Annotated in this window: 29 protein-coding genes; 15 read left to right on the top strand and 14 right to left on the bottom strand. The window is 37.7% G+C overall.

Features of this window, described 5'->3' with window-relative positions; genetic code table 11:
- Positions 1 to 36: 36 nt before the first annotated feature.
- From EYS08_RS04910 to EYS08_RS04865, 10 genes are all read right to left on the bottom strand, one after another.
- On the bottom strand, positions 37 to 441 hold the full coding sequence (locus tag EYS08_RS04910; protein ID WP_131028743.1) for a hypothetical protein: 405 nt from the start codon (positions 439 to 441) through the stop codon (positions 37 to 39).
- A 60-nt stretch (positions 442 to 501) separates the two neighbouring features.
- Positions 502 to 1,959, bottom strand: coding sequence for a nicotinate phosphoribosyltransferase (locus EYS08_RS04905; RefSeq protein ID WP_131028741.1), 1,458 nt, complete (start codon positions 1,957 to 1,959; stop codon positions 502 to 504).
- 17 nt (positions 1,960 to 1,976) lie between these two features.
- Positions 1,977 to 2,711 (bottom strand): metallophosphoesterase family protein, encoded by a 735-nt coding sequence (locus tag EYS08_RS04900; protein WP_131028739.1) that lies wholly within the window; start codon positions 2,709 to 2,711, stop codon positions 1,977 to 1,979.
- A 1-nt stretch (position 2,712) separates the two neighbouring features.
- A complete protein-coding gene (locus EYS08_RS04895) occupies positions 2,713 to 3,255 on the bottom strand; it encodes an RNA 2'-phosphotransferase (protein WP_131028737.1) in 543 nt (180 codons plus the stop codon).
- Positions 3,245 to 3,901 carry a DUF4291 domain-containing protein gene (locus tag EYS08_RS04890; protein ID WP_131028735.1) on the bottom strand — a complete coding sequence of 219 codons (657 nt, stop codon included), beginning with the start codon at positions 3,899 to 3,901 and terminating at the stop codon, positions 3,245 to 3,247. The genes EYS08_RS04895 and EYS08_RS04890 overlap by 11 nt, the downstream gene beginning before the upstream one ends.
- A gap of 25 nt (positions 3,902 to 3,926) precedes the next feature.
- Positions 3,927 to 4,448, bottom strand: coding sequence for an O-acetyl-ADP-ribose deacetylase (locus EYS08_RS04885; RefSeq protein WP_131028733.1), 522 nt, complete (start codon positions 4,446 to 4,448; stop codon positions 3,927 to 3,929).
- A complete protein-coding gene (locus tag EYS08_RS04880) occupies positions 4,445 to 4,858 on the bottom strand; it encodes a hypothetical protein (RefSeq protein WP_208745790.1) in 414 nt (137 codons plus the stop codon). The genes EYS08_RS04885 and EYS08_RS04880 overlap by 4 nt, the downstream gene beginning before the upstream one ends.
- 71 nt (positions 4,859 to 4,929) lie before the next feature.
- Complete coding sequence (gene prs / locus EYS08_RS04875; protein WP_131028731.1) at positions 4,930 to 5,763, bottom strand: ribose-phosphate diphosphokinase; 834 nt, start codon at positions 5,761 to 5,763, stop codon at positions 4,930 to 4,932.
- Positions 5,764 to 5,831: 68 nt separating this feature from the next.
- On the bottom strand, positions 5,832 to 6,524 hold the full coding sequence (locus tag EYS08_RS04870; RefSeq protein WP_131028730.1) for an NUDIX hydrolase: 693 nt from the start codon (positions 6,522 to 6,524) through the stop codon (positions 5,832 to 5,834).
- Between the two features lie 71 nt (positions 6,525 to 6,595).
- Entirely contained in the window at positions 6,596 to 8,158 is a 1,563-nt protein-coding gene (locus EYS08_RS04865) for a L,D-transpeptidase family protein (RefSeq protein WP_131028728.1), read from the bottom strand.
- Positions 8,159 to 8,434: 276 nt separating this feature from the next.
- Here EYS08_RS04865 and hisG point away from each other — a divergent pair, with 276 nt between their 5' ends.
- From hisG to EYS08_RS04820, 9 genes are all read left to right on the top strand, one after another.
- Positions 8,435 to 9,286, top strand: coding sequence for an ATP phosphoribosyltransferase (gene hisG, locus EYS08_RS04860; RefSeq protein ID WP_029278663.1), 852 nt, complete (start codon positions 8,435 to 8,437; stop codon positions 9,284 to 9,286).
- A gap of 49 nt (positions 9,287 to 9,335) precedes the next feature.
- Positions 9,336 to 10,658 (top strand): histidinol dehydrogenase, encoded by a 1,323-nt coding sequence (hisD, locus tag EYS08_RS04855; RefSeq protein ID WP_131028726.1) that lies wholly within the window; start codon positions 9,336 to 9,338, stop codon positions 10,656 to 10,658.
- Between the two features lie 88 nt (positions 10,659 to 10,746).
- Positions 10,747 to 11,787: a histidinol-phosphate transaminase gene (gene hisC / locus EYS08_RS04850; protein ID WP_108200683.1), complete on the top strand. Its 1,041-nt coding sequence runs from the start codon at positions 10,747 to 10,749 to the stop codon at positions 11,785 to 11,787.
- A 1-nt stretch (position 11,788) separates the two neighbouring features.
- Positions 11,789 to 12,922 carry a bifunctional histidinol-phosphatase/imidazoleglycerol-phosphate dehydratase HisB gene (gene hisB / locus EYS08_RS04845; RefSeq protein WP_086545281.1) on the top strand — a complete coding sequence of 378 codons (1,134 nt, stop codon included), beginning with the start codon at positions 11,789 to 11,791 and terminating at the stop codon, positions 12,920 to 12,922.
- 74 nt (positions 12,923 to 12,996) lie between these two features.
- Positions 12,997 to 13,629, top strand: coding sequence for an imidazole glycerol phosphate synthase subunit HisH (hisH, locus tag EYS08_RS04840; protein WP_131028725.1), 633 nt, complete (start codon positions 12,997 to 12,999; stop codon positions 13,627 to 13,629).
- A 1-nt stretch (position 13,630) separates the two neighbouring features.
- Complete coding sequence (gene hisA / locus EYS08_RS04835; protein ID WP_131028723.1) at positions 13,631 to 14,380, top strand: 1-(5-phosphoribosyl)-5-[(5-phosphoribosylamino)methylideneamino]imidazole-4-carboxamide isomerase; 750 nt, start codon at positions 13,631 to 13,633, stop codon at positions 14,378 to 14,380.
- Between the two features lie 41 nt (positions 14,381 to 14,421).
- The gene (gene hisF / locus EYS08_RS04830) at positions 14,422 to 15,618 is read left to right on the top strand and encodes an imidazole glycerol phosphate synthase subunit HisF (RefSeq protein WP_317130078.1); all 1,197 of its coding nucleotides are present in this window, start codon (positions 14,422 to 14,424) and stop codon (positions 15,616 to 15,618) included.
- A 107-nt stretch (positions 15,619 to 15,725) separates the two neighbouring features.
- Positions 15,726 to 16,328: a bifunctional phosphoribosyl-AMP cyclohydrolase/phosphoribosyl-ATP diphosphatase HisIE gene (gene hisIE, locus EYS08_RS04825; protein WP_131028721.1), complete on the top strand. Its 603-nt coding sequence runs from the start codon at positions 15,726 to 15,728 to the stop codon at positions 16,326 to 16,328.
- A gap of 77 nt (positions 16,329 to 16,405) precedes the next feature.
- Positions 16,406 to 17,305, top strand: a complete 900-nt coding sequence (locus EYS08_RS04820; protein WP_131028719.1) for a WD40 repeat domain-containing protein — start codon at positions 16,406 to 16,408, stop codon at positions 17,303 to 17,305.
- 1 nt (position 17,306) lies between these two features.
- Here EYS08_RS04820 and EYS08_RS04815 read toward each other — a convergent pair whose 3' ends face one another.
- Genes EYS08_RS04815 through EYS08_RS04805 form a run of 3 tightly spaced genes read right to left on the bottom strand, consistent with a single transcriptional unit; the run spans position 17,307 to position 19,659 of the window.
- On the bottom strand, positions 17,307 to 18,056 hold the full coding sequence (locus tag EYS08_RS04815; protein ID WP_131028717.1) for a carboxypeptidase-like regulatory domain-containing protein: 750 nt from the start codon (positions 18,054 to 18,056) through the stop codon (positions 17,307 to 17,309).
- A 17-nt stretch (positions 18,057 to 18,073) separates the two neighbouring features.
- Positions 18,074 to 18,835, bottom strand: a complete 762-nt coding sequence (locus tag EYS08_RS04810; protein ID WP_131028716.1) for a hypothetical protein — start codon at positions 18,833 to 18,835, stop codon at positions 18,074 to 18,076.
- 38 nt (positions 18,836 to 18,873) lie between these two features.
- Positions 18,874 to 19,659, bottom strand: coding sequence for a C40 family peptidase (locus tag EYS08_RS04805; protein WP_131028714.1), 786 nt, complete (start codon positions 19,657 to 19,659; stop codon positions 18,874 to 18,876).
- Between the two features lie 110 nt (positions 19,660 to 19,769).
- On the opposite strand from EYS08_RS04805, the gene EYS08_RS04800 reads away from it, so the two are divergent.
- Both EYS08_RS04800 and EYS08_RS04795 read left to right on the top strand, forming a co-directional pair.
- Entirely contained in the window at positions 19,770 to 20,219 is a 450-nt protein-coding gene (locus tag EYS08_RS04800) for a universal stress protein (protein WP_131028713.1), read from the top strand.
- Between the two features lie 21 nt (positions 20,220 to 20,240).
- Entirely contained in the window at positions 20,241 to 20,813 is a 573-nt protein-coding gene (locus tag EYS08_RS04795; RefSeq protein WP_131028712.1) for a P-loop NTPase family protein, read from the top strand.
- A gap of 22 nt (positions 20,814 to 20,835) precedes the next feature.
- Here the strand turns inward: EYS08_RS04795 and EYS08_RS04790 are convergent, their stop codons facing one another.
- Positions 20,836 to 21,186 carry a 4Fe-4S dicluster domain-containing protein gene (locus EYS08_RS04790; protein WP_025143125.1) on the bottom strand — a complete coding sequence of 117 codons (351 nt, stop codon included), beginning with the start codon at positions 21,184 to 21,186 and terminating at the stop codon, positions 20,836 to 20,838.
- A gap of 78 nt (positions 21,187 to 21,264) precedes the next feature.
- Between EYS08_RS04790 and EYS08_RS04785 the strand changes: the two genes are divergently transcribed.
- The 4 genes from EYS08_RS04785 to EYS08_RS04770 all read left to right on the top strand — a co-directional run bounded on the left by EYS08_RS04785 (position 21,265) and on the right by EYS08_RS04770 (position 25,245).
- The gene (locus EYS08_RS04785; RefSeq protein WP_131028711.1) at positions 21,265 to 22,281 is read left to right on the top strand and encodes an acyl-CoA reductase; all 1,017 of its coding nucleotides are present in this window, start codon (positions 21,265 to 21,267) and stop codon (positions 22,279 to 22,281) included.
- Positions 22,282 to 22,358: 77 nt separating this feature from the next.
- Positions 22,359 to 24,305: a gliding motility-associated C-terminal domain-containing protein gene (locus EYS08_RS04780; RefSeq protein WP_131028710.1), complete on the top strand. Its 1,947-nt coding sequence runs from the start codon at positions 22,359 to 22,361 to the stop codon at positions 24,303 to 24,305.
- A 51-nt stretch (positions 24,306 to 24,356) separates the two neighbouring features.
- The gene (locus EYS08_RS04775; RefSeq protein ID WP_057932355.1) at positions 24,357 to 24,560 is read left to right on the top strand and encodes a hypothetical protein; all 204 of its coding nucleotides are present in this window, start codon (positions 24,357 to 24,359) and stop codon (positions 24,558 to 24,560) included.
- Position 24,561: 1 nt separating this feature from the next.
- The gene (locus EYS08_RS04770) at positions 24,562 to 25,245 is read left to right on the top strand and encodes a cell division ATP-binding protein FtsE (RefSeq protein WP_131028709.1); all 684 of its coding nucleotides are present in this window, start codon (positions 24,562 to 24,564) and stop codon (positions 25,243 to 25,245) included.
- Positions 25,246 to 25,289: the final 44 nt, after the last annotated feature.

The following is a 25,289-nucleotide window of genomic DNA, read 5'->3' as shown; positions in this document are numbered from 1 at the left end:
TGGAAAGTGGCGAATTACTATTGTAATAAAGTCGTTTTAATAACTAAAGCCAGGAAATTCGATATTTACAATTTTCCAGCCACCGTTATGCAATGCAAAATACAATTTAAAAGGTCCGCTTACAATTTTTGATTGTTTTTGAATAACATCTCTATAACCTGCAACCCCCTCAACAAAGCCCATCCCCTTACCGTCTTCCATTAATTCAAAATTAACATCAATAATATCGTATCTGCCGCCAACATATTCATCAGACCGTCCGAAAATACCTTTTAACCGACTAATAATAACATCCTTACCAATAATTTTATTACCTGGGAGAATGAAAAAATCATTCAGTTCGTTGGTAATAGCCTTCGATTGTTTAAACCAGGCGTTTATAAATCTAATGGCACTATTTACGATATCAGCCTGATGGTTAAATGTGGGGTTGTTCTGCATTGTATCTTTCAAAAAGTTAATCGACCAGCCAAAAGCCAGTCGATTAAAAACTTGGCGAAGTTAACTATTCTTTAGCCTTTCTCTAATTTCAGCAAGAGAATAATCGATCAATAACTTTCCATCTCTGAAAACTTCTTTCAATTCGCCCTGTGCTTCTTCTTCCCAGCTGCATTGATCTTTCAGTTCGTAGTCGCCTTCTGCATTTTTAAAAATCTTCAATAAACCTTTTGCCGATTTCTTTGTGCCATCGTCAGTAATCGGATCTTTAAATATCTCGCGGCCGATGCCGTCTACTTCTCCATAAGTGGCTTTCATCGCAAAACCAAAAGTATCGCGTGTATTAAATTGATAGGTGAATGAACCGATGCCAAAAACAACATTGGTAGAGGCAAAACCTTTAGCTTTTAGCCGCTCGCAGATCTGTGTAGCTCTTTCGGTAGTGATGCTATCTCCATAAATAGCACCAATCTGCGGTACCAGTTCTTTAAATCCCTTGTCGTTGGTTTTTCCACCGAAAACCTCCCAAAGCAGCTCGATTACACCCTTTTTCTCATTTTCGTTTTTGCCCTTTGGATTTCCGCTGATAATATCAACCGGATCTCCCGAATCTGGCCTGATTACCACTTTACCTGGACGGGCGATAATATGATCTTTTAAAACAGGTAGATACTCCGTCAGCACTTTCCATAAATCCCAGGTATCAGAAACGATAGATACAATTCCTTTGGGGTAAACTTCTAAAATCAAACGTTTAAAGGTTTCGAGTTCTCCGGTACTGGTTCCCATACACATTACAGAGTGTTCTGTAGCAGCTACTGATCCACCGATTAACTCTTTATCTGAATCTGCGTTATAATATTCTTCTAAGAAATCGATGGCTGGAATGGTATCTGTTCCAGTAAAACTTAATAAATGTCCGGCTGCCGAAGTTACCGCAGCTTCTATTCCACCCATGCCCCGCATAGAGAAATCGTGCCCCTGCCAATCTACAAATTCTGGAACTGAAGAGGTTTCTGCGGCATACTGATCCAAAATGGCGCGGTATTGTTTCGCTATGGTAGCAGAATTGCAAGGCAGCCACACCACTGCTGATAATAAGGTTTCGAAATAATTGGTCAACCAGAAAAATTCAGACTTTGTATTGTACATGGTAAACATGGGTACACGCAAAGGCACTTCGGCACCTTCTGGTAATGATTTAAAAACCATTGGAATATAACCTAGATCGTGTAAGTCAGCTATATGCTGTATGCCTACCAAATTTTCTCCCAGGTAATTATTGATCCTGCGTGTATATTTCTTTAAAATTTCTTCTTTTGGCTGGTTAAAGAAATTCTGGTTAAAATCTTCAATGATGTATTTTTTGATAAAATACTGCAAGCCAAAAAGCACCACATGATTTACGTTTTCTAACCTGCTTTTTCTTGGCGTCCAGTTAGAATAAACCAATGTGGTATTTTCTGGGTATTGCCTGCGGTGATCTACTTTGTATCCGTCGGTTAATAGTAAAGGGTTCATCGTTTTTATATTTCTAGTTAAATGTTATTTCTTCCTTTTTCGCTTGGATATAGGCTTTGTAAAATATCGCTTTGCCAAAATTCTTTTGTTTCGATATTCAAACAGGTTAATTTTCCGGTAAATGCAGCACCAGTATCGATATTCCAAACATTACAACCGTGCATGGGCACGTTCATGTTATAATAGAGCGTTGGGGTATGGCCAATGTAGATTTCATGATAGAGCAATAAACGTTTAGGATAAAGTACCGAATCTTTTTTGATCCTTTGATCCATAGCTAGGGCCATTTCCCAAAGCGTTCTATCCCACGAATAGTTGGAAGAATAACGTTCTTTTGCAGGACCGTGCATGGAAGAAAAACCGGCGTGAATAAAGAGGTTGTTATGCTCATCCACGTAGTAATCTTTCATGCGCTCAAAGAAATTTAGATGTTTTTGCTTCACTGGATCAGGCATGTTTTTATAACTTTCGATTGTTAATTTCCCACCATGTACAAACCAAACATCATCTACAATGCCTTTTTCTAACCAATCGATACACCAGGCGTCGTGATTTCCTTTGATAAAAATACATTGCTGGTTTTCTTCCAATTGCATCAGGTAATTAATCACCTGTGCCGATTCACTCCATCCATCCACATAATCGCCAAGGAAAATAAGTTTGTCATCTTTTGTTACTTCTGCACGCTCGAATAACTGAACTAAACCTTTTAATCCCCCGTGGATATCACCTATTACTAATGTTCTGCCCATGTTAAAACGTTATATATTCGGCGGGCACAACATCTGTAAGCCACACATTGTTAGCTGATAAATAAAATTTATAGCCTGCTCTGTGCATCTCTCCACTATTAATGGTAAGGATAACTGGTTTCCCCCTCCTGCCACCTACTTTATTGGCCGTTTCTCTATCGGCACTTAAATGCACATGCTGTCTGCCCATTTTTTGCAGTCCCTGCAATTTAATATCCGACAGGAACTTTTCAACTGTACCATGATACAGGTATGCTAATGGTTCGACTTGATTTAAGTTTAATTCAACAGCAATAGAATGCCCCTGGCTTGCCCTTATTTTAGTTTTATCATCGTTGAAGGCAAATCTCTTTTTGTCGTTATTTTCAACAATGTAGTCAAGCTGTTCAAAATCTATTCTTCTGTCGTAAAGGTCAAACTTGGCAATTAATTCATTTACATCTGCCCATCCGTTCTCGTCAAGTTCTAAGCCTATGGTTTCTGGCGAATGTCTCAAAATATAACTTAGCAGCTTACTTATGCCTTTTGTTATTTTATTGTCCATGAGCGTATTGATTTATGATTTTCAGTTTTTTGTTCAATGTTTCATCGTTAAAAAGGAAAGGTTTTTCAGCAGGTATGATTAAGTTTTCCAGTTGATGATGTTGAACAAACTCATGTTGTTCCTTCACAAATGCGCTGATATCTTCAATTAACAAAATATCATTTTTAGCGAAAGAATGGATGAAATTATCCCTTAACCCAATCTGGATTGCTCTTCTTTCTTGTTTTGCCCCATAAGGGTCGTGATCCGGATCCCATTGCAACCTGATATTGGAATTTTCCAGTTCATCTCTCCATTCGTCATGCGAAATACCCTCAGTTTGATCATATGATGTATAAACCGCATTTTCAAGGTACTTACGGAATGCAGATATTTTAAGGTGTATGGCTAAAGTAATTTCCTGTCCTTCTTTTGTTCCCCAGCCGCTTCTGTACATCATCCATAAAAAATTAGGCTTAATCCACGTCATTCGGTTTAAGCTGAATTCACCTCCAAAAAACTGATTCTCGACTGCAAATTCTCCGATTTCTTTTCGGTAAGCTTGATAAACAATTATTTTTTCATCATCATATTGGCCCATAATATGACATCCTGACTTTGGCCATTCTATTACTTGTTCTTTATATTTTTTTACTGTTATTTTCATTTTGTAATTCTGTTAACAACTCATCTCATTGTTTAATGCGATTAAGTTTTTCTTCATAGAGCCGGTAATTATCATCGTCGAAACAAATGAAAATTAGCTTTTCTATCTTTTCTTTTTCAGCAAAATTATTTACCGTGGCAATGGCAATATCTGCTGCTTTATCTTTAGGGAAATGATAAATTCCTGTGCTGATGTTTGGAAAAGCAATAATCTTAACATCATTTTCAACTGCTAAGGTTAAACTGTTACGGTAACAATCTGCAAGCAAAGCATTTTTTTCTTCGCTATCACCATTCCATACAGGTCCAACCGTATGGATCACATATTTTGCCGGTAAATTGCCTGCCGTGGTAATTACCGCATTTCCAGTTTTGCAATTCCCTTGTTTATTCCTGATGGCTACGCAAGCTTCTAAAATAGCTTTACCACCTTTTCTATGAATGGCACCATCTACCCCTCCGCCACCAAGCAAAGAACTGTTTGCTGCATTAACGATAGCATCGGCCCTAATTTCTGTTATATCGGCTTTGATTAGTTCTAAAATCATTTTTTAAATTCTTTTAATTTGCTTTTTAACGCCAAGTTTTCTGTTTTTGTAGATCGACCAGTGAAATAAACTTTTACAATTTCTATAGTACCGTTGATGTTGCTGTTAAAATCGTTCAACTCCTCTGCAGGAATCCAAAGTTCGTTATGCACTGCTCCGCCTACATTTTGAACATCATACTTCTTCAAATAACCCTCATTTACTTCAAAAGCGGTTACGATGCCGATAAAACCAAAAAATTCATCGTTAGTATTCCATTCCAAAGCAATTTGTTCGGCATATTGCTGATTCATTACCGGATAAAAAATAGGCTGCCATGCTAATCTCGGAGGAAAGGCGTTAAAGCCGCTTTCAGCAATGAGTTCCATTTCTTTTAACCCAACGGGTCTGAATAATCTTATCGTTTTCATAATTATTATGATTTAGACCCCGAAATGAATTCAGGGTGACGACCGCTTACACTAAAGTATCTAAGGGAATTCTAAATAATATCAGCCAGCTTTATCTGTGTTACCCCTTCATGATCAACTTCTTTGATCGAATCCGTAGTAAAGATCTGTTCGAAATATTTGCCCAGCTCGCCAAAACCTTTGCTAAATATGCCATGACTAATCGCTAAATAAAGTTTTCCAGCATTTTTAGCTTTTAATGCTTCTGCTAAGCCGATAAATGTACCGCCACCATCACAGATATCATCCACAATCAAACAATCGGCACCAGCTAAATCGTCAGCATATACTTTAAATCCTGAAAGTTTTCCTGTTTTCACATCCCGGCTTTTTGAACACTCTACCACTTCTGCACCACCTAAAAATTCAGATACCTTATAAATTTTCTTTAAAGCACCACCATCAGGAGAAATGAGTTTTACTTCAGTTCCAATGTTTACAATTACCTGTTTTATAAATTCGTGATTGGAAACTGTTACACAGTTGTTGAGCAAGGCTGGTGTTACTTCGCTATGCGGATCAAAAACGGTAATACTTGCCAATGCCATGGCATTAATGATATCGGTATAAACTTTCACCGATAAAGGCTCACCAGGAATCATCACCCGATCTTGCCTTGCAGCCGGAAAGTATGGTATAAAAAATTCGATTTCTTTTACACCCATTCTTCTCAAGGCATCAACCGTAATACAGATCATACCTAAATCATTGAAGGAATTTATTCTTTGCGTAATGGTAACCGGAGCAGCAACATCAAAATTGTTCGAAATTTTAATGTGTGGTTCGCCACCCGCAAATAAGAAAGATTTGTATTCGATTAAGTTATTTTCGCCTAGCGGAGTAAAACTTGGATTAAGATTCAACATATATTTGCGTATTATTTACACAAATATAAAAATCATTTTTAGAATGCAAAGAATAATTTGTGTTTATTTTACGCAAACCTAATATCGAATTGAAAATTTTCCTTCAAAAGCTGGTTATATTTTTCCTTATCGAAGGTAAAAAGTTTGCCTGGCCTACCACTGGCACCAATTTTAACTACTTTATCGGTTTCTGTAACAATTCCAAAACTTAGAATTTTTTTTCTAAAATTTCGTCGGTCTATATCTCTTTCTAAAATGGAGCAGTATAAATTTTCAAGATCGGAAAAGAGAAATTCCTGATCCAACAGATCAAAACCGATTGGTTGGTAAGTGAGTTTGCTTTTTAAACGCTGATGCGCGAGATTAACCATTTCATTGTGATCATACCCCAATTGTGGAATTCCGGTTACGGGAAACCATTTCGCATCCTTGGCATCGGTATCGGCTTTTAATACAAAATTTTTAGGATTAACCAGGGCAAAATAAGCCACAGAAATTACCCTGAAGCGTTCGTCGCGATTAACATCATCACCAAACGTACCCAGCTGCTCAAGATAATTTACCGTTATACCGGCCTCTTCTTTAAGTTCACGCTCAACTGCCATAAGCAAAGGCTCGTCGTTTAAAATAAATCCACCTGGCAAAACCCATCTATCCGCCAGTTTACCAAATCGCTGCTGAACAGCCAACACATAAAGCATTCCTTTTTCGTAGCCAAATACAATGGCATCAACAGCAATTTTAATATTTTGATCGGTCATCCTCTAATTTGTGTTAAAACAACACAAAGTTAATCGTTTTAACCAAGAAGATCTAAGCTGCTGATTAAATTCTACCTGAACTTCTTCATCGCGGTCCAAAGTTTTTCGTCCATACCGTAAACATCAGGTCTGTATTCAATCTTATCATTTTGAGACCATGCTGTGATGTAAGTAATAATTAGCGGAACATTTTTCTTTGGTGCGAACCATGCAGGTTTTAATTGAAACGCCTTAAGTGTATCGGCCTTTTGTGCCATGCGTTTTTTATACCATTTTACGTGTGTACTATCTATCGGAGGCAAATCTACTTCTGCCCTTAATTTGTCGTAAGTGTAAGAATCTTTCACAAGAAGTTCGGCAAATTGAAGTGGTTTTTCGATGCGCACGCAACCATGACTTATAGCTCGGTTTGTCAGATTAAATCCGTTCTTGTTATTGGTATCGTGCAGGTAAATACTCGAACTATTATCGAAGATGAATTTGAACTTTCCTAAGGCGTTTCCACCGCCAGATCCTTGCTTAAATTTAAAGGGTAATTTATCACGCGAATACCTATTCCAATTGATGGTATCGGGCTCACCAATCAGTTTGTCTTTATAGTAAACTTTAATGTTGCTGTTCGATAAATAATATGGATCTTTTCTTGCCATCCAATAGATCTCACTTTGCGCAATACTTACAGGAATATTCCAAATCGGATTGGCCTGAATGGAATTGATTTTACTGAACAATAAAGGTGTCTCATGATTCTTCGGTTTATCATCCAAATTACCCGATTTTGCAAAGGCTTTTAACTTCTCTTCGTAACCATTTTCACGCCTCCCGCCAACACAAACTTTCATTGTAATTACGGTATCTTGTTTATCCAGCCAGGTTAACCTAAAATCAGGAATATTTACCTGTACATAATTATCACCAGTCTCTGGCATTTTCCAACGGAAGCGCTCCATATTTAGCAGTAAAATCCGTTTCTCATCGTAAGCATCTGTATTCAAATACGCAGCCTGCAAAGCTTTATATTGAGCTGATTTGGGCTGAACAGATCTGAGTGTATCCAACAGGCTCGTACTATTCAAAAGATTGATCATCCCAGCGCTATCCGGACGCCTAACTTTAATATAATAACGCGAGAAAATAGTGCGTGGATTTACTACCCCATATTTTAAATAGTTTGTATAATTTAAATAAGCATTGGCCGCCAGCAGCTCTAGTTTTGCAATTACAGGATAACTTTCATCCACTCTTTTAAACTTATTTGCCGATAATTCGTCCAAAAGGGCTTTAATTTCGTCGGTTTTAAAAATCTTTGGATTAAAACCATGCGCCTTACATTGATCCAAATAGCTCACCAACGAGTCTAATTCTCCATTAATATAAAACTGGGTAACTAATTTAGGTTCAGCAGAATGATTTGAATAAAAAGCTTTGATTGTTTTTGGATTGACAAACTTGCCCGAAAGACTGTCTATTGTTTTTACAAAAATGCTATCATAAGCTACAGTGTCGAAATCTTTGTAGATTTTGTTCTTGAAATGTTCAGACAGCACTTTTCCGATCTCGGGTGGGCTTTTAAACCATCCACAGGCAGAAACAAACAAAATAAAGGGCAGAATTAGAAAGCGAAACTTTTTCAAAAGAGTAAGATTTTAATACAAAATAAGGGTTATTGGCAATAAAAACAGCATAATGGCAAATTAAGTGCCATTATTTTTTGTTTTACCATTTCAAACACTATATTTGCCAGCGCTTATCAGCTAAAGCATTGATACTGGCAGAAATAATTTATGAATTTAACTTTGAACCATCACTTACATTTACACCATCGCCGATAGGCGATATGATATGTTTGTTTTGTACTTCAAAACTTTTTTTCCGTAAAATAATTTCTTGTTCACTCTATATTCAATACTTTGAAAACACTTAAAATCGCTATCCAGAAGTCGGGTAGGTTAAACGAAAAATCTGTAGAAATACTTAAAAACTGTGGTTTATCTTTCGAAAACTACAAAAGCTCACTCATCTCAACTGTTACCAATTTTCCTTTAGAAATTCTTTTCCTCCGGGATGATGATATTCCTGAATATGTACAGGATGGCATTGCCGATTTGGGTATAGTTGGAGAAAACGTAATTGTAGAAACCAAAGCTGAGGTAGACTATCTACAAAAATTAGGCTTCGGAAAATGCACCTTAAAAATCGCTGTTCAGGCTACCAGTAATATCCAAAAACTGGAAGAGTTAAATGGCAAAGCCATTGCTACTTCTTACCCGGTAATCCTCGAAAAATTCTTACAGGAAAAAGGCATAAAATCTGATATCAGAACCATTTCCGGATCGGTAGAAATTGGTCCGGGCCTAGGCTTAAGTGATGCCATTTTTGATATCGTATCAACAGGTGGAACATTAAAGAGCAATGGCCTAAAACCATTCGCTGATGTAATGCAATCTGAAGCTGTTTTAATCGGAAACAAATCGATAGCCGATAATCCAGAAGTTGCAGAATTGCTTCAACGTATCCGCTCTGTACTCAGTGCAAAGTCTAACAAATACGTGGTACTAAATGTATCAAAAGATAACCTTCAAAAAGTAGTCGATTTACTTCCGGGTGTAAAAAGTCCAACTGTGGTTCCGCTCTTCGAACCGAACTGGGTTGCCGTGCACTCTGTAATTGCTGAGGAAGATTTCTGGGATAAAATAAACAGTTTAAAAGCAGCAGGTGCTGAAGGCATTTTGGTAATGCCAATTGAGAAAATAATCAAATAAAATTGTTTAAATTCATATTAACTATTAGTTAATTTAAAATTATAAAGCATTGAAAATCTACAATTATACAGATTTATCTAAATCAAAAATTGAAGAACTTTGTTCGAGGCAAATTGAAGACGATAAACTGGTTGAAGAACGGGTAACCGACATCATCAGCACGGTAAAAAAAGATGGCGACCAGGCGCTTTTCAACTTCGCAAAAGCATTTGATAAAGTTGATCTGGAGAAGCTATTTTTAGATGCAGAAGAATTAAAAGCAATTGCATCTACCATTCCCGCAGAAGCAAAAAAAGCAATTGATACGGCTTACCAAAACATCAAAACTTTTCACCAGTCGCAGTTAAAAACTGAAGATAAAATCGAAACAATGCCGGGCGTTCTGTGCTGGCGTGAATCGAGGGCAATTGAAAAAGTGGGACTTTATATCCCTGGAGGAACCGCAGTTTTGCCGAGCACTTTTTTAATGTTGGCTACGCCGGCAATCATCGCAGGCTGTAAAGAAATCGTGGTGTGTTCTCCCCCACAAAATGACGGCAAAACCAATTGTTATCTAGCCTACTGTGCGGTGCTGCTGGGTATCGAAAAAGTATTCCTTATTGGGGGTGCACAAGCCGTTGCGGCAATGGCCTTCGGAACGGAAAGTGTACCACAGGTATATAAGATCTTTGGCCCGGGCAACCGCTATGTAACCACGGCAAAAACAATGGTTCAAAACAAAGTAGCTATTGATATGCCTGCCGGGCCATCAGAGGTATTGGTTATTGCTGATGAGACTGCCAATCCGTCATTTATCGCCGCAGATTTACTTGCGCAGGCTGAACATGGAACTGATAGTCAGGCTATTTTAGTATCTACTTCTAATCAGATTATTACTGATACATTAAAAGAAATTGAAAATCAGCTTGATATCCTGCCACGAAAGGACATTGCAGCCAAAGCAATAGCCAATTCTTATGCAGTTTTAGCTGAAAACCTGGATAAGGCAATGCAATTTTCAAATGAATATGCTCCAGAGCACTTAATATTGGCCACTGAGCATTTTCAGGGTCTTATCCCAATGATTATCAACGCAGGATCGGTGTTTTTGGGTAATCTTACACCAGAAAGTGTTGGCGATTATGCCTCTGGAACCAACCACACTTTACCAACCAGTGGTTTCGCAAAAGCTTATTCAGGCGTATCTACTGATGCTTTTCTGAAAAAAATCACTTTTCAGCATTTATCGGCTGATGGATTAAATAACATTGGCACCACAGTTGAAATACTTGCAGAAGCAGAAGGCCTGGAAGCACATAAAAATGCTGTCAGTATTAGATTGAACTTTGAGTCCGAGGTCGGAAGTCCGAAGTCCGAAGATAAAACGGTGTAAAACAAGAAAGAATCGGTGCAATTACCTAATCTGTGTGATCAAACCGAAGGAAAAGAATTAAGTAATCTGTGCAATCATTTTAATTAACATGGACATTAACGATTTAGTAAGAGAAAATATAAAAAACCTTCGCCCCTACTCTACCGCTAGGGATGAATTTAAAGGTCAGGCATCAGTTTTTTTAGATGCAAATGAGAACAGTTATGGCTCGCCGTTACCGGCAAATTACAACCGTTATCCTGATCCATTGCAACTCGACCTGAAAGATGCAATCAGTAAAATAAAAGGTGTGCCAATCGAAAATACTTTTTTAGGAAATGGCAGCGATGAAGCGATAGATTTATTGTTTCGCGCATTCTGTAATCCTGGAAAAGACAATGTAATTGTATTGCCTCCAACCTATGGAATGTATGAGGTTTCAGCTAACATAAACGATGTAGAAATACGCAAAGTTAGCCTGCTTCCGAACTTCCAATTGGATATGGAAAAGATCGCAGAAACCATCGACAAAAACACGAAATTAATCTTCATTTGTTCGCCAAATAATCCGACTGGAAATTCGATAAACCGTGAAGATATTGAAACCATTTTAGCCAACTTTAATGGCATTGTTGTAGTGGATGAAGCGTACATTAATTACGCCCGACAGAAGACCTTTATTCAGGAGTTAACCGAGTACGGAAACCTGGTTGTTTTGCAAACTTTTTCGAAAGCCTGGGGGCTTGCCGCTTTACGTTTAGGCATGGCATTTTCTTCAACAAAAGTGATCGATGTTTTGAACAAAATTAAACCACCATATAACATCAATCAGGCTACGCAGGATTTAGCTTTTGAAGCCTTAAAAAACATCGCTCAGGTGAACGATTGGATTAAAGAATCTGTTGCAGAAAGAGACCGTTTAAGCAAGGCGTTAAATGCATTAAATATTGTCAAAAAAGTCTATCCTTCTGATGCTAATTTTATCCTAACGGAAGTTACCGACGCCTTAAAAATTTACGATACTTTGGTAGACCAAGGCATTATTGTACGCGATCGTTCTAAAGTAACTTTGTGCGAAGGATGTTTAAGGATTACCGTGGGAACAAAAGAAGAAAACGACAAACTATTAACTGTTCTAGAAAATTTTTAAGATGAAAAAAGTATTGTTTATAGACCGCGATGGAACGTTAAATATCGAGCCTGATGATGAACAGGTAGATAGTTTTGCTAAGCTTAAATTTTATCCGCGCTCATTATATTATTTGTCTAAAATTGCAGCCGAACTGGATTACGAACTGGTAATGGTAACCAACCAGGATGGCTTGGGCACACTTTCAAATCCTGAGGAAAATTTCTGGCCGATCCACAATTTTATGTTGGATACTTTTGAAGGCGAAGGTGTTCATTTTAGCGAGATTGTAATCGATAGAACTTTTGCGAAAGACAATGCCCCTACCCGTAAGCCTGGTACTGCTTTATTGACAAAATATTTCAGCGAAGATTACGATCTGAAAAATTCTTTCGTGATCGGCGATCGTTTAAACGATGTGGTTTTGGCCAAAAACCTGGGTGCTAAGGCGATTTTCCTTCGTCAGAATGATGCATTAGGTTCGACTGAAGCACTGGATAAACACGAAACTTTGTTGGATGTTATTATTCTGGAAACCAAGAAATGGGAAGATATCTACAACTTGCTTAAAGCAGGAAGCAGAAAAATTCACCACGAACGCAAAACCAACGAAACCGACATTACCATTAACCTTGATCTGGATGGAACAGGAAAAGCCAAAATCGAAACAGGTTTAAACTTCTTCGATCATATGCTTGATCAGATTGCCAGACATGGAAGTGTAGATCTAGAAGTAATTGCTAAAGGCGATTTACATATTGATGAGCACCACACCATAGAAGATACTGGTATTGCCTTAGGCGAAGCCTTTGCTAAAGGATTAGGCAATAAACTAGGCATCGAAAGGTATGGTTTTTGCTTACCAATGGACGATTGTTTGGCACAGGTTGCCATTGATTTTGGAGGAAGAAACTGGATTGTTTGGGATGCTGAATTTAAACGTGAAAAAGTTGGCGATATGCCTACAGAGATGTTTTATCATTTCTTTAAATCGTTCAGTGATGCTGCAAAATGTAATTTAAACGTAAAAGCAGAAGGCGATAACGAGCACCATAAAATTGAAGCGATTTTTAAAGCATTTGCAAAGGCCATTAAAATGGCAATCAAGCGTGATGCCGAGAAAATGGTTTTACCGAGCACTAAAGGGCTATTGTAACCCCAACCCCTAAAGGGGAGTAAACTGGAATAAGATAGGGCGCTATTAAGATAAATTAAGTTATACACAATAACATGAACGATAGAAATTCGAAGTCCCCTTTAGGGGATTTAGGGGTTGGAATAGTAAACTACGGAGCAGGCAACATCTTCTCCCTTACCGCAGCATTAGATCGCTTAAATGTAACCTACGGCATGGTAAATACAGAAAACGACCTTGAAAAATATAGCCACATCATCATTCCTGGTGTTGGGCATGCGGGTGCTGCCATGGAAAAATTAAAGGGAACAGGATTAGTTGAAGCCATTAAAAAACTGACTAAACCCGTTCTTGGCATCTGTGTGGGTATGCAGCTCATTACCGAACATTCGGAAGAGGGCGATGCAGCGCTTTTAAATATCGTTCCGGTTAAAACCAAAAAATTCGATAAGTCACTGAATATCAAAATACCACACATGGGTTGGAACGCGGTTAGTCCAAAAAACAATTCGCTATTTGAAAGTGTTGAAGATAATACACAATTTTACTTTGTGCATTCGTACTTTATTGAATATAACCCTACTTTTGACATCGCATCTGCTGATTATGGTTTAAAGTTTTCGGCAGCAGTACAAAAAGATAATTTTTACGGCGTTCAATTTCATCCCGAAAAATCGGGAAAAGCCGGCGAACTAGTATTAAAAAATTTTTCAAACTTAAGCTTATAAAATGTACATAATACCTGCTATTGATATTTTGGATGGAAAAGTTGTCCGTCTTCGTGAAGGCGACTACAACCAAAAAACGGAATATGATGTTTCAATCCCCGAAATGATAGAAAAATACCGCTCAAATGGTACAGATTTCATCCATATCATTGATTTAAACGGAGCCAAAGGCGATTTTAGCAATCAAAAAGCACTTTTCGAGATCATCAAAAAAACCGAAATGAAAGTGCAGTACGGTGGTGGCATCAGAACCATTGAGCAGGTTACAAATTTGCTTGATGCTGGCATTCATCGCGTAATTGTGGGCACACAAGCAATTACCAACCCCGATTTCTTACCTCAATTGAGTGAAGCTTTTGCTAAAAAAGACGATTATGCGAACCGTATTGTAGTTGCAATCGACGTTTTGGATGAGGTAATTAAATATTCCGGCTGGATGGAAAGCTCACCAATTAAACTGATGGATTACGTTGACAAATGTCTTTCTTTAGGGTTTTTCCGTTTCTTGTGCACCGACATCAGCAAAGATGGAAAATTAGGTGGTGCAGCGATCGATTTATACGAAAAACTGCTCGAACATTCGCCTATGATTAAACTGATTGCTTCAGGCGGTGTAAGTTCGATGCAGGATATTTACGATCTGGCCAAATACCCAATTAGAAGTGTAGTGGTTGGAAAAGCCATTTACGAAGACCGTATTACCATCGAAGAAATAAAAGAGTGGAACTTGAAAGCCTTGTCAAGTATCTAACCCCCAGCCCCCTAAAGGGGGAGTTAATAGCATAGTTAAAGATGACCTATAAAATAAATGAGGATGATTTTGACTTTTTACAAGTCAATGAACCTAACATGTTTTATGGTGCATCAAATATAATTTTTAAAAATGCGAAACGCTTAAGAAACAATGTCACTGAAGCAGAAAATTTGCTATGGCAGGTCATCAATAATAAGCAATTAGGAGTAAAATTTAGAAGACAACATCCCATTTCATGTTTTATCGCTGACTTTTACTGTCATGAAGCAAAATTAATTGTCGAATTAGATGGGAGCATTCATGATTTACCAGAAGTTATCAATAATGATATTGAAAGACAAAGGACTCTCGAACAATTTGGAATAAAGATAATTAGATTTAAAAACACTGAACTTTACAATAATTTAGACTCAGTTTTGGAAAAGATAAAAGAAGCCATACAGGCTAAGCAGTTTGCATCTCCCCCCTTAGGGGGCGGGGGGCTAAGTAAAAGAATAATCCCTTGTTTAGACGTTAAAGACGGTCGTACAGTAAAAGGCGTAAACTTTGTTGATTTACGTGATGCTGGCGATCCGGTTGAACTGGCCGCCCAATATGCACAACAGGGTGCCGACGAATTGGTTTTTCTGGATATTACCGCAACTCACGAGCGTCGGAAAACGATGATTGAAATGGTTAAATCGGTTGCTAGGCAATTAAATATTCCTTTTACCATTGGTGGTGGAATAACTGAAATTGCGGATGCCGAAGCGTTATTAAATGCAGGAGCCGACAAAATCAGCATCAATTCGGCAGCAGTTCGGAATCCTAAATTAATAGAAGATCTGGCTAAAACCTTCGGCGTGCAGTTTGTGGTTTTGGCAGTCGACACCAAATATGTAAACGGTAAAAATATGGTCCACCTAAATGGAGGAAGACTAATTACCGAACTGGAAACCGAAAACTGGATTAAACAGGGAGAAGATTTAGGCGCAGGAGAGATTTTGTTAACTTCGATGGATCATGATGGCACAAAAGCAGGTTTTGATTGTGGATTACTCAGTAAAGTAAACCAAATGATCAATATCCCGATTATAGCATCAGGCGGGGCAGGTAGTATGGCACATTTTACTGAAGTTTTTCAAAAGGCCAATGTTGATGCGGCACTGGCAGCTTCAGTATTTCATTATGGCGAAATCCTGATCCCTGATTTAAAACAGGAATTGAAAAGAAATCATATTCCTGTTAGAATATAATAATACACTCGTCATTGCGAGGCACGAAGCAATCCCAAAGCTATGGGTTCGAAAGCCTGCACAATAAGATTGCTTCGTGCCTCGCAATGACGAAAACATCATAAAAAATGAATATCTATAAATCAACCCTTGATTGGGATAAAACAGCTGGCTTACTCCCGGTTATCATTCAGGATTACAAAACTTTAGAGGTTTTAATGCTGGGTTATATGAATGCTGAAGCACTTGAGAAAACGCAGGCCGAAGGCAAGGTAACTTTCTTTTCGCGCTCTAAAAACCGCCTTTGGACAAAAGGTGAAACCAGTAACAACTTTTTATTTGTAAAAGAACTTTTTGTTGATTGTGATAACGACACCATTCTGATTAAAGCCGATGCTGTTGGTCCAACCTGCCATACCGGTAGCCGTAGCTGTTTTAAAACAGATTTTAACCAGAACTTTATTTTCGAACTCGAAAACATCATTAATGATCGATATGAAAATCCGGTTGAGGGTTCTTACATCAACAAAATGCGTAGCAAGGGACTAAATAAAATTGCCCAAAAAGTTGGTGAAGAAGGTGTAGAAACAGTTATTGCAGCACTTGCCGAAACGGAAGAAGAACTCATTGGAGAAGCATCAGATCTTGTTTTCCACCTTTTATTTTTATTGAAAGAAAAAGGTTTATCGATTCAGGATATTGCTAAAAATTTAGAGAAAAGACATAAATAAGGTTAGGGTTTAGAGGTTAGAGTATAAGACAATTGCCTAACCTTACACCCTAAACCATAAACCATAAACCTCAAGAAATGCTTAAACACCTACAAACCCTTCCTGGTCACCAAAACCCTGTATATGCATTATCCAATTCGAATGAGGATGGTATATTTTTCAGTGCAGGAAATGATAAGGGCGTTGTAGAATGGTCGTTAAATACGATGGCTTTTTTAAAGGTTAAAATGCCGGTACAGAGTTCAGTTTATTGTTTACATTATTATAATAACCAGCTCTTTATTGGGGAACGCAGCGGTGCTTTCAGTGTTTACGACCTGAAAGAACAAAAAGTAATTGCCAGAATAAATGCCCACACTAAACCCATTTTCAATATACAAACAGTAAAAGGCAAAAATGAGCTATTAACCACTGGCGAAGATGGTACAGCTGCAGTGTGGTCATTAGTAGATTTCACAGAAATTTACCGTTTTCAGGTGGCTTACGATACCGTTAGGACCATTGCAATTGCACCTAACGAAAGTGAAGTGGCCTTTGGCTGTAAGGATCACTTGATCAGGATTTATAACCTGGCTGATTATAGCCTCAAACAATCTCTGGAAAGCCATTCATTACCCGTTACCTCTTTGGCTTATCATCCTACGGGCAAATATCTCATTTCAGGGAGTAGGGATGCGCAACTAAAGATATGGGATCTGCCAAATTATGAGCTTAGGGAAACGGTTCCAGCACATATGTTTACTGTTTACGATATCGCCTTTCACCCTAGCCAGCCTTATTTCGCTACGAGCAGTCAGGATAAAAGCATTAAACTCTGGGATGCAGAGAATTTTAAATTATATAAAATTTTAAGCTTAGAGAAAGCTGGAACCGGTCATACCCACTCCATCAACAAAATCATCTGGAGCCATGATGGCAAATATCTCATTTCTACAGGAGATGATCGGCAGGTGATGGTTTGGGAGATGGAAGGTTAATTTATTTTTTATAGAATGGATTAATATCCCGCAGTTGATTTCTCATTTTAGAATAGATCCTCTTCCAAAATGGTGTTCTCACAATAACAACATCCCCCATAAATGCAGTTGTATCTTCATTTAAAATAATATTGAGATACACTTCGGTTGATTTGAATTTAACATTCTTATTTTCGAAGCCTATATACCTTATATCCAATTCTTTAAAATCATTTTCCTTTTGAATGATATAAGTAAGTGAAAATTCACCATTTGCATCAGTTGAATAGCCATATTTTTCTCCCAAAATACGGATAGTTACTCCTGGCAATGCAGATTTATCTTTATCAGTAACTTTTCCTTTTATAAACCGTAACGAATCAGATAATGCCTCATCCTGGTTCTTTTTATCAAAATTGGTTATCGTTTTTGCAGTTTGAACTGTTGATGGTTTTATTACTTCTCCTTTACCCAATTTCGGAAAACTCAAAAAAGCAAATAAAGAAGCAGCAATCAGGCAAGGTTTAAATCGGCTAATTGCAAAACTCGATTTCACATGAATTAAACGATCAAGCTGCTCAGGCTTAAATCTACCACAGCTTTTACCCTGATTTTCTGTAAACCAACTATGCAAATCTCGATCTGAGAAATCGGTAAAATCAACAACTGATTTTTGACACGAATTACAGAATTTACCCGTATTATTATCGATCATTTCGCCCCATTTTTCATGACAAGGGTTGGAAATCTGGATCTTAAAATTTGAGCTCATAAAATTCAATTAACAAATTATCTAAAGATATTTATAACATCGCTCACAATTCTCCTGGTTACAGTTGTTTTTATCGAAATACCACCAAGCCTTCCTACCAATTGTTCGCTTTGCTTATCAACAACTATCTTGTTTGTAAAATCCATCCGCATGGCATATTGTAAAACAATAGAGATCTCTTTTTCCTCTCCTAAAAGGAATAAACTCTTTCTAGTCTCAAATGCGTTTGAAGTAAAAATCAATTCGGCGATAGTCCTGTTTTTTGGCTTTTTAATTTTAATATAAAATGAGCCATCGGCGGCCGTTTCAGCATAAATATTTTGATCTTTTAATTCGATATTTATATGATTTAAGCCAATTCCATCCTGATCAAATACTCTTCCCTTTATAAAGGTATACTCCCCTTCTACATCACCCAAAACTTGGCTTTGTTGAATTTTATATTCCGTTTCCAATGGCTTCACATATTTTGCATAAGTAAATTTAGGAATACTTAAAAACGCTAAAATTGAAGTTGCGATTAAACCGGGTTTAAAAATTTTGAAAAATGGTACGGTTTTGCTACCTATATAACGATCAAGCTGTTCCAGCTTAAATCTTCCACAACTATCTCCTTGATTCTGGTTAAACCAACGTTTCAGTTCAGTATCAGTAAAGCTCGTAAAGTCTATTACAGATTTCTGGCAGGAACTACAAAATTTCCCGTTTGAATCAGCTTGCATTCCCGCCCACTCTTCATGGCAGGGATTTGAGATTTGAATTTTAAATTTAGATGGCATAAAAAATGTATCTTTTATATAGGATACATTTCCTGCTACTATTCCACAAAACGTTTGATAATTCTGAGCTTGTGCGAATATTTACCCAATTCCTTATTAAAAATCCCCTGGTCATCAATAGGATCAATTTTTACTTTTGCTGAGGAATGGATAATTTCATTTGGACTGAGCATGATACCTACGTGCGTAATTCTGCCTTCGTCGTTATCGAAAAAAGCAACATCACCAGCCCTGCATTCAGCTAAAAAACCAACCAATTCGCCTTGTTCGGCCTGCTGAGAGGCATCGCGGTTTAACTTAATACCTAACATTTTAAATACAGTTTGTACAAAACCAGAGCAATCAAAGCCAAACAGATTCCTTCCACCCCATAAGTACGGGATATTTTGAAAAAATTTTGCTGTTTCGGTAACTTTATCGGTAAAATCCACAGCACTATTGTCGTACGCTTCGAAATTCAGTTCAAATTTTTCCGTTCCGGCATAACAGAATCCATCTTTTAAAAAAGGGAGGTTGCTTGCCGGACTTAAATGATATGAACTTCCATCGGCAGCAGTTATCACATTATTAAAACTTAATGGAGCAAGCAATTTACAATCATGCATTGCTGTAAACTGGCTTTGGGTAATCGGGGTCAATTGTCTGAAATCCATCCAGCCTTGGTAACCATCATAGCCATTTTGAATGAGCCACCAGCGTTCCTCTTTCTGAATAACTTCTACATGATCGCCAAATAAAAGTTGCGAAACAATTTCTGCTTTATCTGATGCATCAGCTCTTAAGGGTGCTACAGCAACTCTACAAATACCGTATTGATTTTCCATTTAAATATGCTCGTGAAACTATTGTAAAACTAATAAAATACATCCATTGCCTAACATTTTGCGCACAAATTTGTTATTTTTATGATGATCACCTTTTAAATATGCCCGCCATGAATTTTAAAAAAATATTAATTGCCGTTGATAACAGTACCTGCTCAGAAAAAGCGGCAAAAGCCGGTTACGACATGGCTGAAAAATTTGGAGCAGAAGTAGCATTGGTTAACATTATCGAGCCTATTCCGGCTAATGTAAATCCTGATTTAACCTTGGCGCCGGTGTTTTTAGAAACATATGACAATAGCGAAGAAAACAGCCATATTTTGCTTAAAGAAATGGAGACGAAATATAGCAAAGGTGCAAAAACCACTTATTTAAGTATTGTTGATACCGCAGCACATGGTATTATCCAGCAGTCAGATGAGTGGGGATCCGATTTAATTGTTATCGGCACTTATGGACGTACGGGCTTGTACCACTTTTTAATGGGAAGCGTTGCCGAACATGTGGCAAGAAAATCTGCTTGTCCGGTTTTGATTATTCCTAATAAATGCGATGTTTGAGCTAAATTCAGTTCAAACCAAATGAAAATTCACATATTCGGAGCTTCTGGTTCGGGAGTAACTACGTTGGGCAAAGCATTGGCAAAAAAATTAAATATCCCCTATTTTGACAGTGATCATTATTTCTGGATACCCACTGATCCTCCATTTATAACAAAACGAAATCCTAAGGAAAGAAATGATCTCATAAAAATGGCTTTAACAGAAAGTGATCATTGGGTTTTTGGTGGCTCAAGTGTGAGCTGGGGCGATGGTGTTTTTCCAGAATTTGATCTGATTGTATTTCTTTGGCTTCCACCAGAAGTGAGGTTGAATAGATTAAAAAAAAGAGAATTTGAACGTTATGGATCTGTAATTTATCAGGATCCTGAAAGAATAAAAAAGTATCAGGATTTTATCGAATGGGCAACTAACTATGATATTGATCCGATTAAATCTGGCTTTACAGGCAGATCGTTAAAAGTACACGAGGACTGGATTAAAGATTTAAACAAAGAAATTTTAGAAATTAGAGGTGATTTTACTCTTGAAGAAAGAATAAAAAAAATTATAGACTATCTAGAAACTAAAAAAGACACCAAATGGTGCCTTTGATATTGTAAATATTTTATAAAGCTTATCCTTCCTGGTGTAACCAAGCTTTCTTCGCCAATAATTCTTCTTCAGTTTCGCGGATATCTTCGTCATCTACGCAACAATCAACCGGGCAAACTGCCGCACACTGAGGCTCATCATGAAAGCCCTTACACTCTGTACACTTATCGGATACAATGTAATAAACTTCATCCGAAACTGCTTCTTGAGCTGCATCAGCTTCAATTTGTTGATTACCAAAATCAATGATACCATTTAAATTTGTACCATCAGAAAAACGCCATGCAGTACCGGCATCGTAAATTGCGTTATTAGGACATTCTGGTTCGCAAGCCCCACAATTTATACACTCATCTGTTATTTTAATCGCCATGTTTTCGTCTAATTCTTTTGCTTAGTTTACCTTTGCGCTGCAAATATAAGATATAATCACTTAATAATAATTCTAAATATGTCAGCATTAACTCAAGAAAAAGTAATAATCGCGTTCAACAAACTAGGTAAATTGCTTACAAACCCTACTGACATACTAGGAAATGCATTTTATACCGCTGAAAGCACTAATGCATGGTTCACTGCAGAAAACATAAAAAAATCGATTTTATCTTTTGCTGAGATGTTAAATGAGGCTGATCTGGCCATTTGGTTCAAATCGGTTAAGCTTAGTACCGCTCCTAAAAAGGTGGGTTTAATCCTGGCAGGGAATATCCCACTGGTGGGTTTACATGATGTTTTAAGTGTACTGGCCACAGGTAATATTGCTTTAATCAAACTTTCTTCGGCTGATGACAAGTTAATTAAAGCCGTAATTGCAGAACTCTTTAAAATAGAACCTGCTTTTGAGGATAAAATAGAATATGTAGAGCGCTTAAAAGATTTTGATGCTGTTATTGCAACCGGAAGCAACAATTCATCCCGTTATTTCGACTATTATTTCAGTAAAGTGCCCAATATTATCAGAAAAAACAGGAACAGTGTTGCAGTTTTAGATGGTTCTGAAAGTTTCGAGGATATTCAAAACCTAGGCAACGATATTTTCGATTATTTTGGCTTAGGCTGCAGAAATGTTTCTAAAATCTATTTTCCAAAAGGCTACGATATTGCAAATTTTTACGAGGGCATAGAAAGTTTTCAACCTATTATCAACCACTTTAAATACAACAATAATTACGATTACAATAAATCTATCTATCTGGTTAATGCTGCTAAACATTTCGACAATGGTTTCTTATTATTAAAAGAAGATGAGCGCCTGACATCGCCTTTGGCTGTTCTTTTTTATGAAGAGTACGAGCAGCTGCAAGCGCTTGAAGAGAAACTGAAAAACCAATCAGAAAACATTCAATGTGTGATTAGCAAATCGCCTTTAAGCTTAAACACTTTCGGTTTTGGCCAAAGCCAGCACCCCAAACTGTGGGACTACGCAGATAATGTAAATACTATTGAGTTTTTGAATGGGTTAAATTAATATTGGTGAGTGACTTTGCACATTGATGGCATTTAGATTTTAAATTTATTTAATATTGTATAAATCTAAACCAGTAAATGCACGCGCTATCAAAAGCTTTATTCTTTCTTTATATCCTCCTGGTTGCACATTTAGCAAAAGCACAACTTTGTAGCGGAACTTTCGGACAACCACTCATTAGTCAGACCTTTGGACAGGGAAATAGTACAGATAATTGGTATGGCCCATTGGCACAATATGCACCAGGTGCCTCAACATTTACAGAATTTATTGGTCCCCCAGGGCCGAGCAATTCTGCTTTAATGCCGAATCAATCAGGTTTAGTTAAAACACCTGCAACACCGGGTAATCCCCTTCCCATTTATTGGCAGCCACATGCTGATCATACCGGGGATCCCAATGGTTTGATGCTTCTAATTGATGGGATTGCCACACCAACCGTATTTTTCGAGCAACAAATGGACAATTTGTGCCCAAATACTATTTTACGCTTGTCCATCTGGGTATTAAATTCAAATTCGCCGGCTGCCAATGCCCAAACCCCAAACATGGTCTTGCGCATCACCGATCCTAATGGTAATGTATTAAATGAGAAATCTACCGGAAGTGTACCCGCAGATCTCACTTGGCATCAATATTTTGTTGATTTCACCAATGGCAGCAGCTCAACCGTAACCTTACAACTAGTTAACAGAACACCAACAAATAGCGGAAACGATTTTGCTTTGGATGATATTACCGTACAAGCTTGTGGTCCAGCTATCGTTCCATTTTTCAACGCGAATGCCTCTTTATTAAATATGTGCGAAGGTAATACCAGAAATTTCATTTTAGATGCAAATATTACTGCAGGATATACAAATGCTGTTTATCAATGGCAGGAAAATACGGGTAGCGGCTGGGCTGACATTGCTGGCAAAACAACGAAACAAGCTGCTATAGATTTTTCAAATCGCATAGCTGGCACTTATCAATATCGGTTAATTACGGCTATGAATGGCAATATTGATAGAACTTATTGTAGGGCAATATCAGAGCCAATAAAGGTTACTGTAAACCCATTTCCGATAGCTACGGCAGAAAATTCTGGACGAGTTTGCATTGGTAATAACATTCAGTTAAATGCATCTGGCGGAACAAGTTACAGATGGACAGGCCCGAATCAATTTAGCTCAACAGATAAAAGTCCATCCATTCCCAACGCAACTAAAGCGATGGAAGGCTCTTATACTGTTCAAGTGACTGCAAATGGATGTACATCGCCAGCAACAACAACCGTTGAAGTTTTAGAACCAATAATTCCAATAACCAATATCCAAAGCGTAACCATTTGCGAAGGTAAATCTGTTCAGCTTGAGGTGTCAGGAGGCAGCTCTTACCTCTGGACTCCATCCAATGGTCTTTCCAATCCACAAGCATCTAATCCAATCGCTTCACCAACTGAAACAACCACTTACACAGTAAAGGTTTCCAACGATGGATGCTCAGCAACCGCGGAAATCACCATCAATGTGAATAAAAATGCAATTGCTGATGCAGGTGCGAATCAAACGATCGTTACCGGACAGTCAACAGTTTTAAACGGTAAAGCGAGTGGAGATGATTTTACCTATTTCTGGACACCATCAGATTATCTTGACGACCCCACCAAACTCAATCCCATTGCTACACCAACAGAAGACATTACCTATACTTTACATGCCAGCTCAAATTTAGGCTGTAACAGTAGCAGTGATGAGGTTTTCATCAAGGTTTATCCAAAAGTGGTAATCCCCAACACCTTCACGCCAAATGGTGATAATGTAAACGATACCTGGAGTATTCCATCTATTACTTCTTTCCCCAGTTCAATTGTAAAAGTAACCAACCGATATGGCCAACTCGTTTACCAAAGTACCGGAATTTTTAAAGCCTGGGATGGAAAAATGAATGGGAAAGATCTTCCACCGGCAATATATTATTACAGCATTTATTTAAACAAAGATTTTAAAATCCATACTGGCTGGGTAATGCTAATGAGATAAAAAGGGCTTCTTACTTCCGCTTATCATTTGGAAATGCTATTTTTGGACACAATGTATATCGTTAAAGTTAAAGGCATAGCCAAAATTCCAGATTACGTACAGTTAAGAGATGACAAGTTTACACTTTTAGCTTATTTTAGGGTTGATAGACCTGATAAATCGCTGGAAAAACTCGGACTTGGCGACAAGCAAGAATACATTATGGAAATGGTTAAAGATTTGCCTTTCGGGCAGATTGCAAAATTAGAAATATAATATGGCAGGCAACTCAGTAATTCATTTAAGCAATGTTGATGTTTTTCAACAGAAACATCTAGTCCTCTCAAACGTAAATTTACACATCGAAAAGGACGAATTTGTCTTCCTGATCGGTCAAACAGGTTCGGGTAAGAGCAGTTTGCTTAAAATATTATATGGCGACTTACATATTGGTAATGGCGAAGGCAATATTGCTGGTTTCGACCTTAAAAACCTGAAAGAAAGCCAGGTGCCGTTTTTACGCCGTAAATTGGGTGTAGTTTTTCAGGATTTTCAATTGCTTACCGATAGAACCATTGAAAAAAACCTTGAATTTGTGCTTAAGGCAACAGGTTGGAAAGACGAAAAACTAATCAACGAACGCGTTAAAGATGTTTTAGACAAAGTTGGTTTGCGTTCGAAAATCAAAAAAATGCCACACGAAATTTCTGGTGGCGAGCAGCAACGTATTGTTATTGCAAGAGCTTTGTTAAATGATCCGGAAATTATTCTTGCTGATGAGCCTACAGGAAATTTAGATCCGGAAACATCAGAAGAAATTGTAACCCTTTTAAAACAAATTAGCCAGGCCGGAACTGCCGTTTTGATGGCTACACACGATTATCATATCATCCGTACTTTCCCTTCGCGCATTATTAAATGTGAGAATGGAGTTGTGCACGAAGATGCACAAATCGTATAAAAAATTCTGACATCCGTCAGCTAATCAGCCAATCTGTTCAGATA

The organism is Pedobacter kyonggii, from assembly GCF_004310665.1.
Classification (GTDB): Bacteria; Bacteroidota; Bacteroidia; order Sphingobacteriales; family Sphingobacteriaceae; genus Pedobacter; species Pedobacter kyonggii.
The sequence above is the reverse complement of the archived record's forward strand: the minus strand, read 5'-3'. Positions and strand labels throughout refer to the sequence as shown.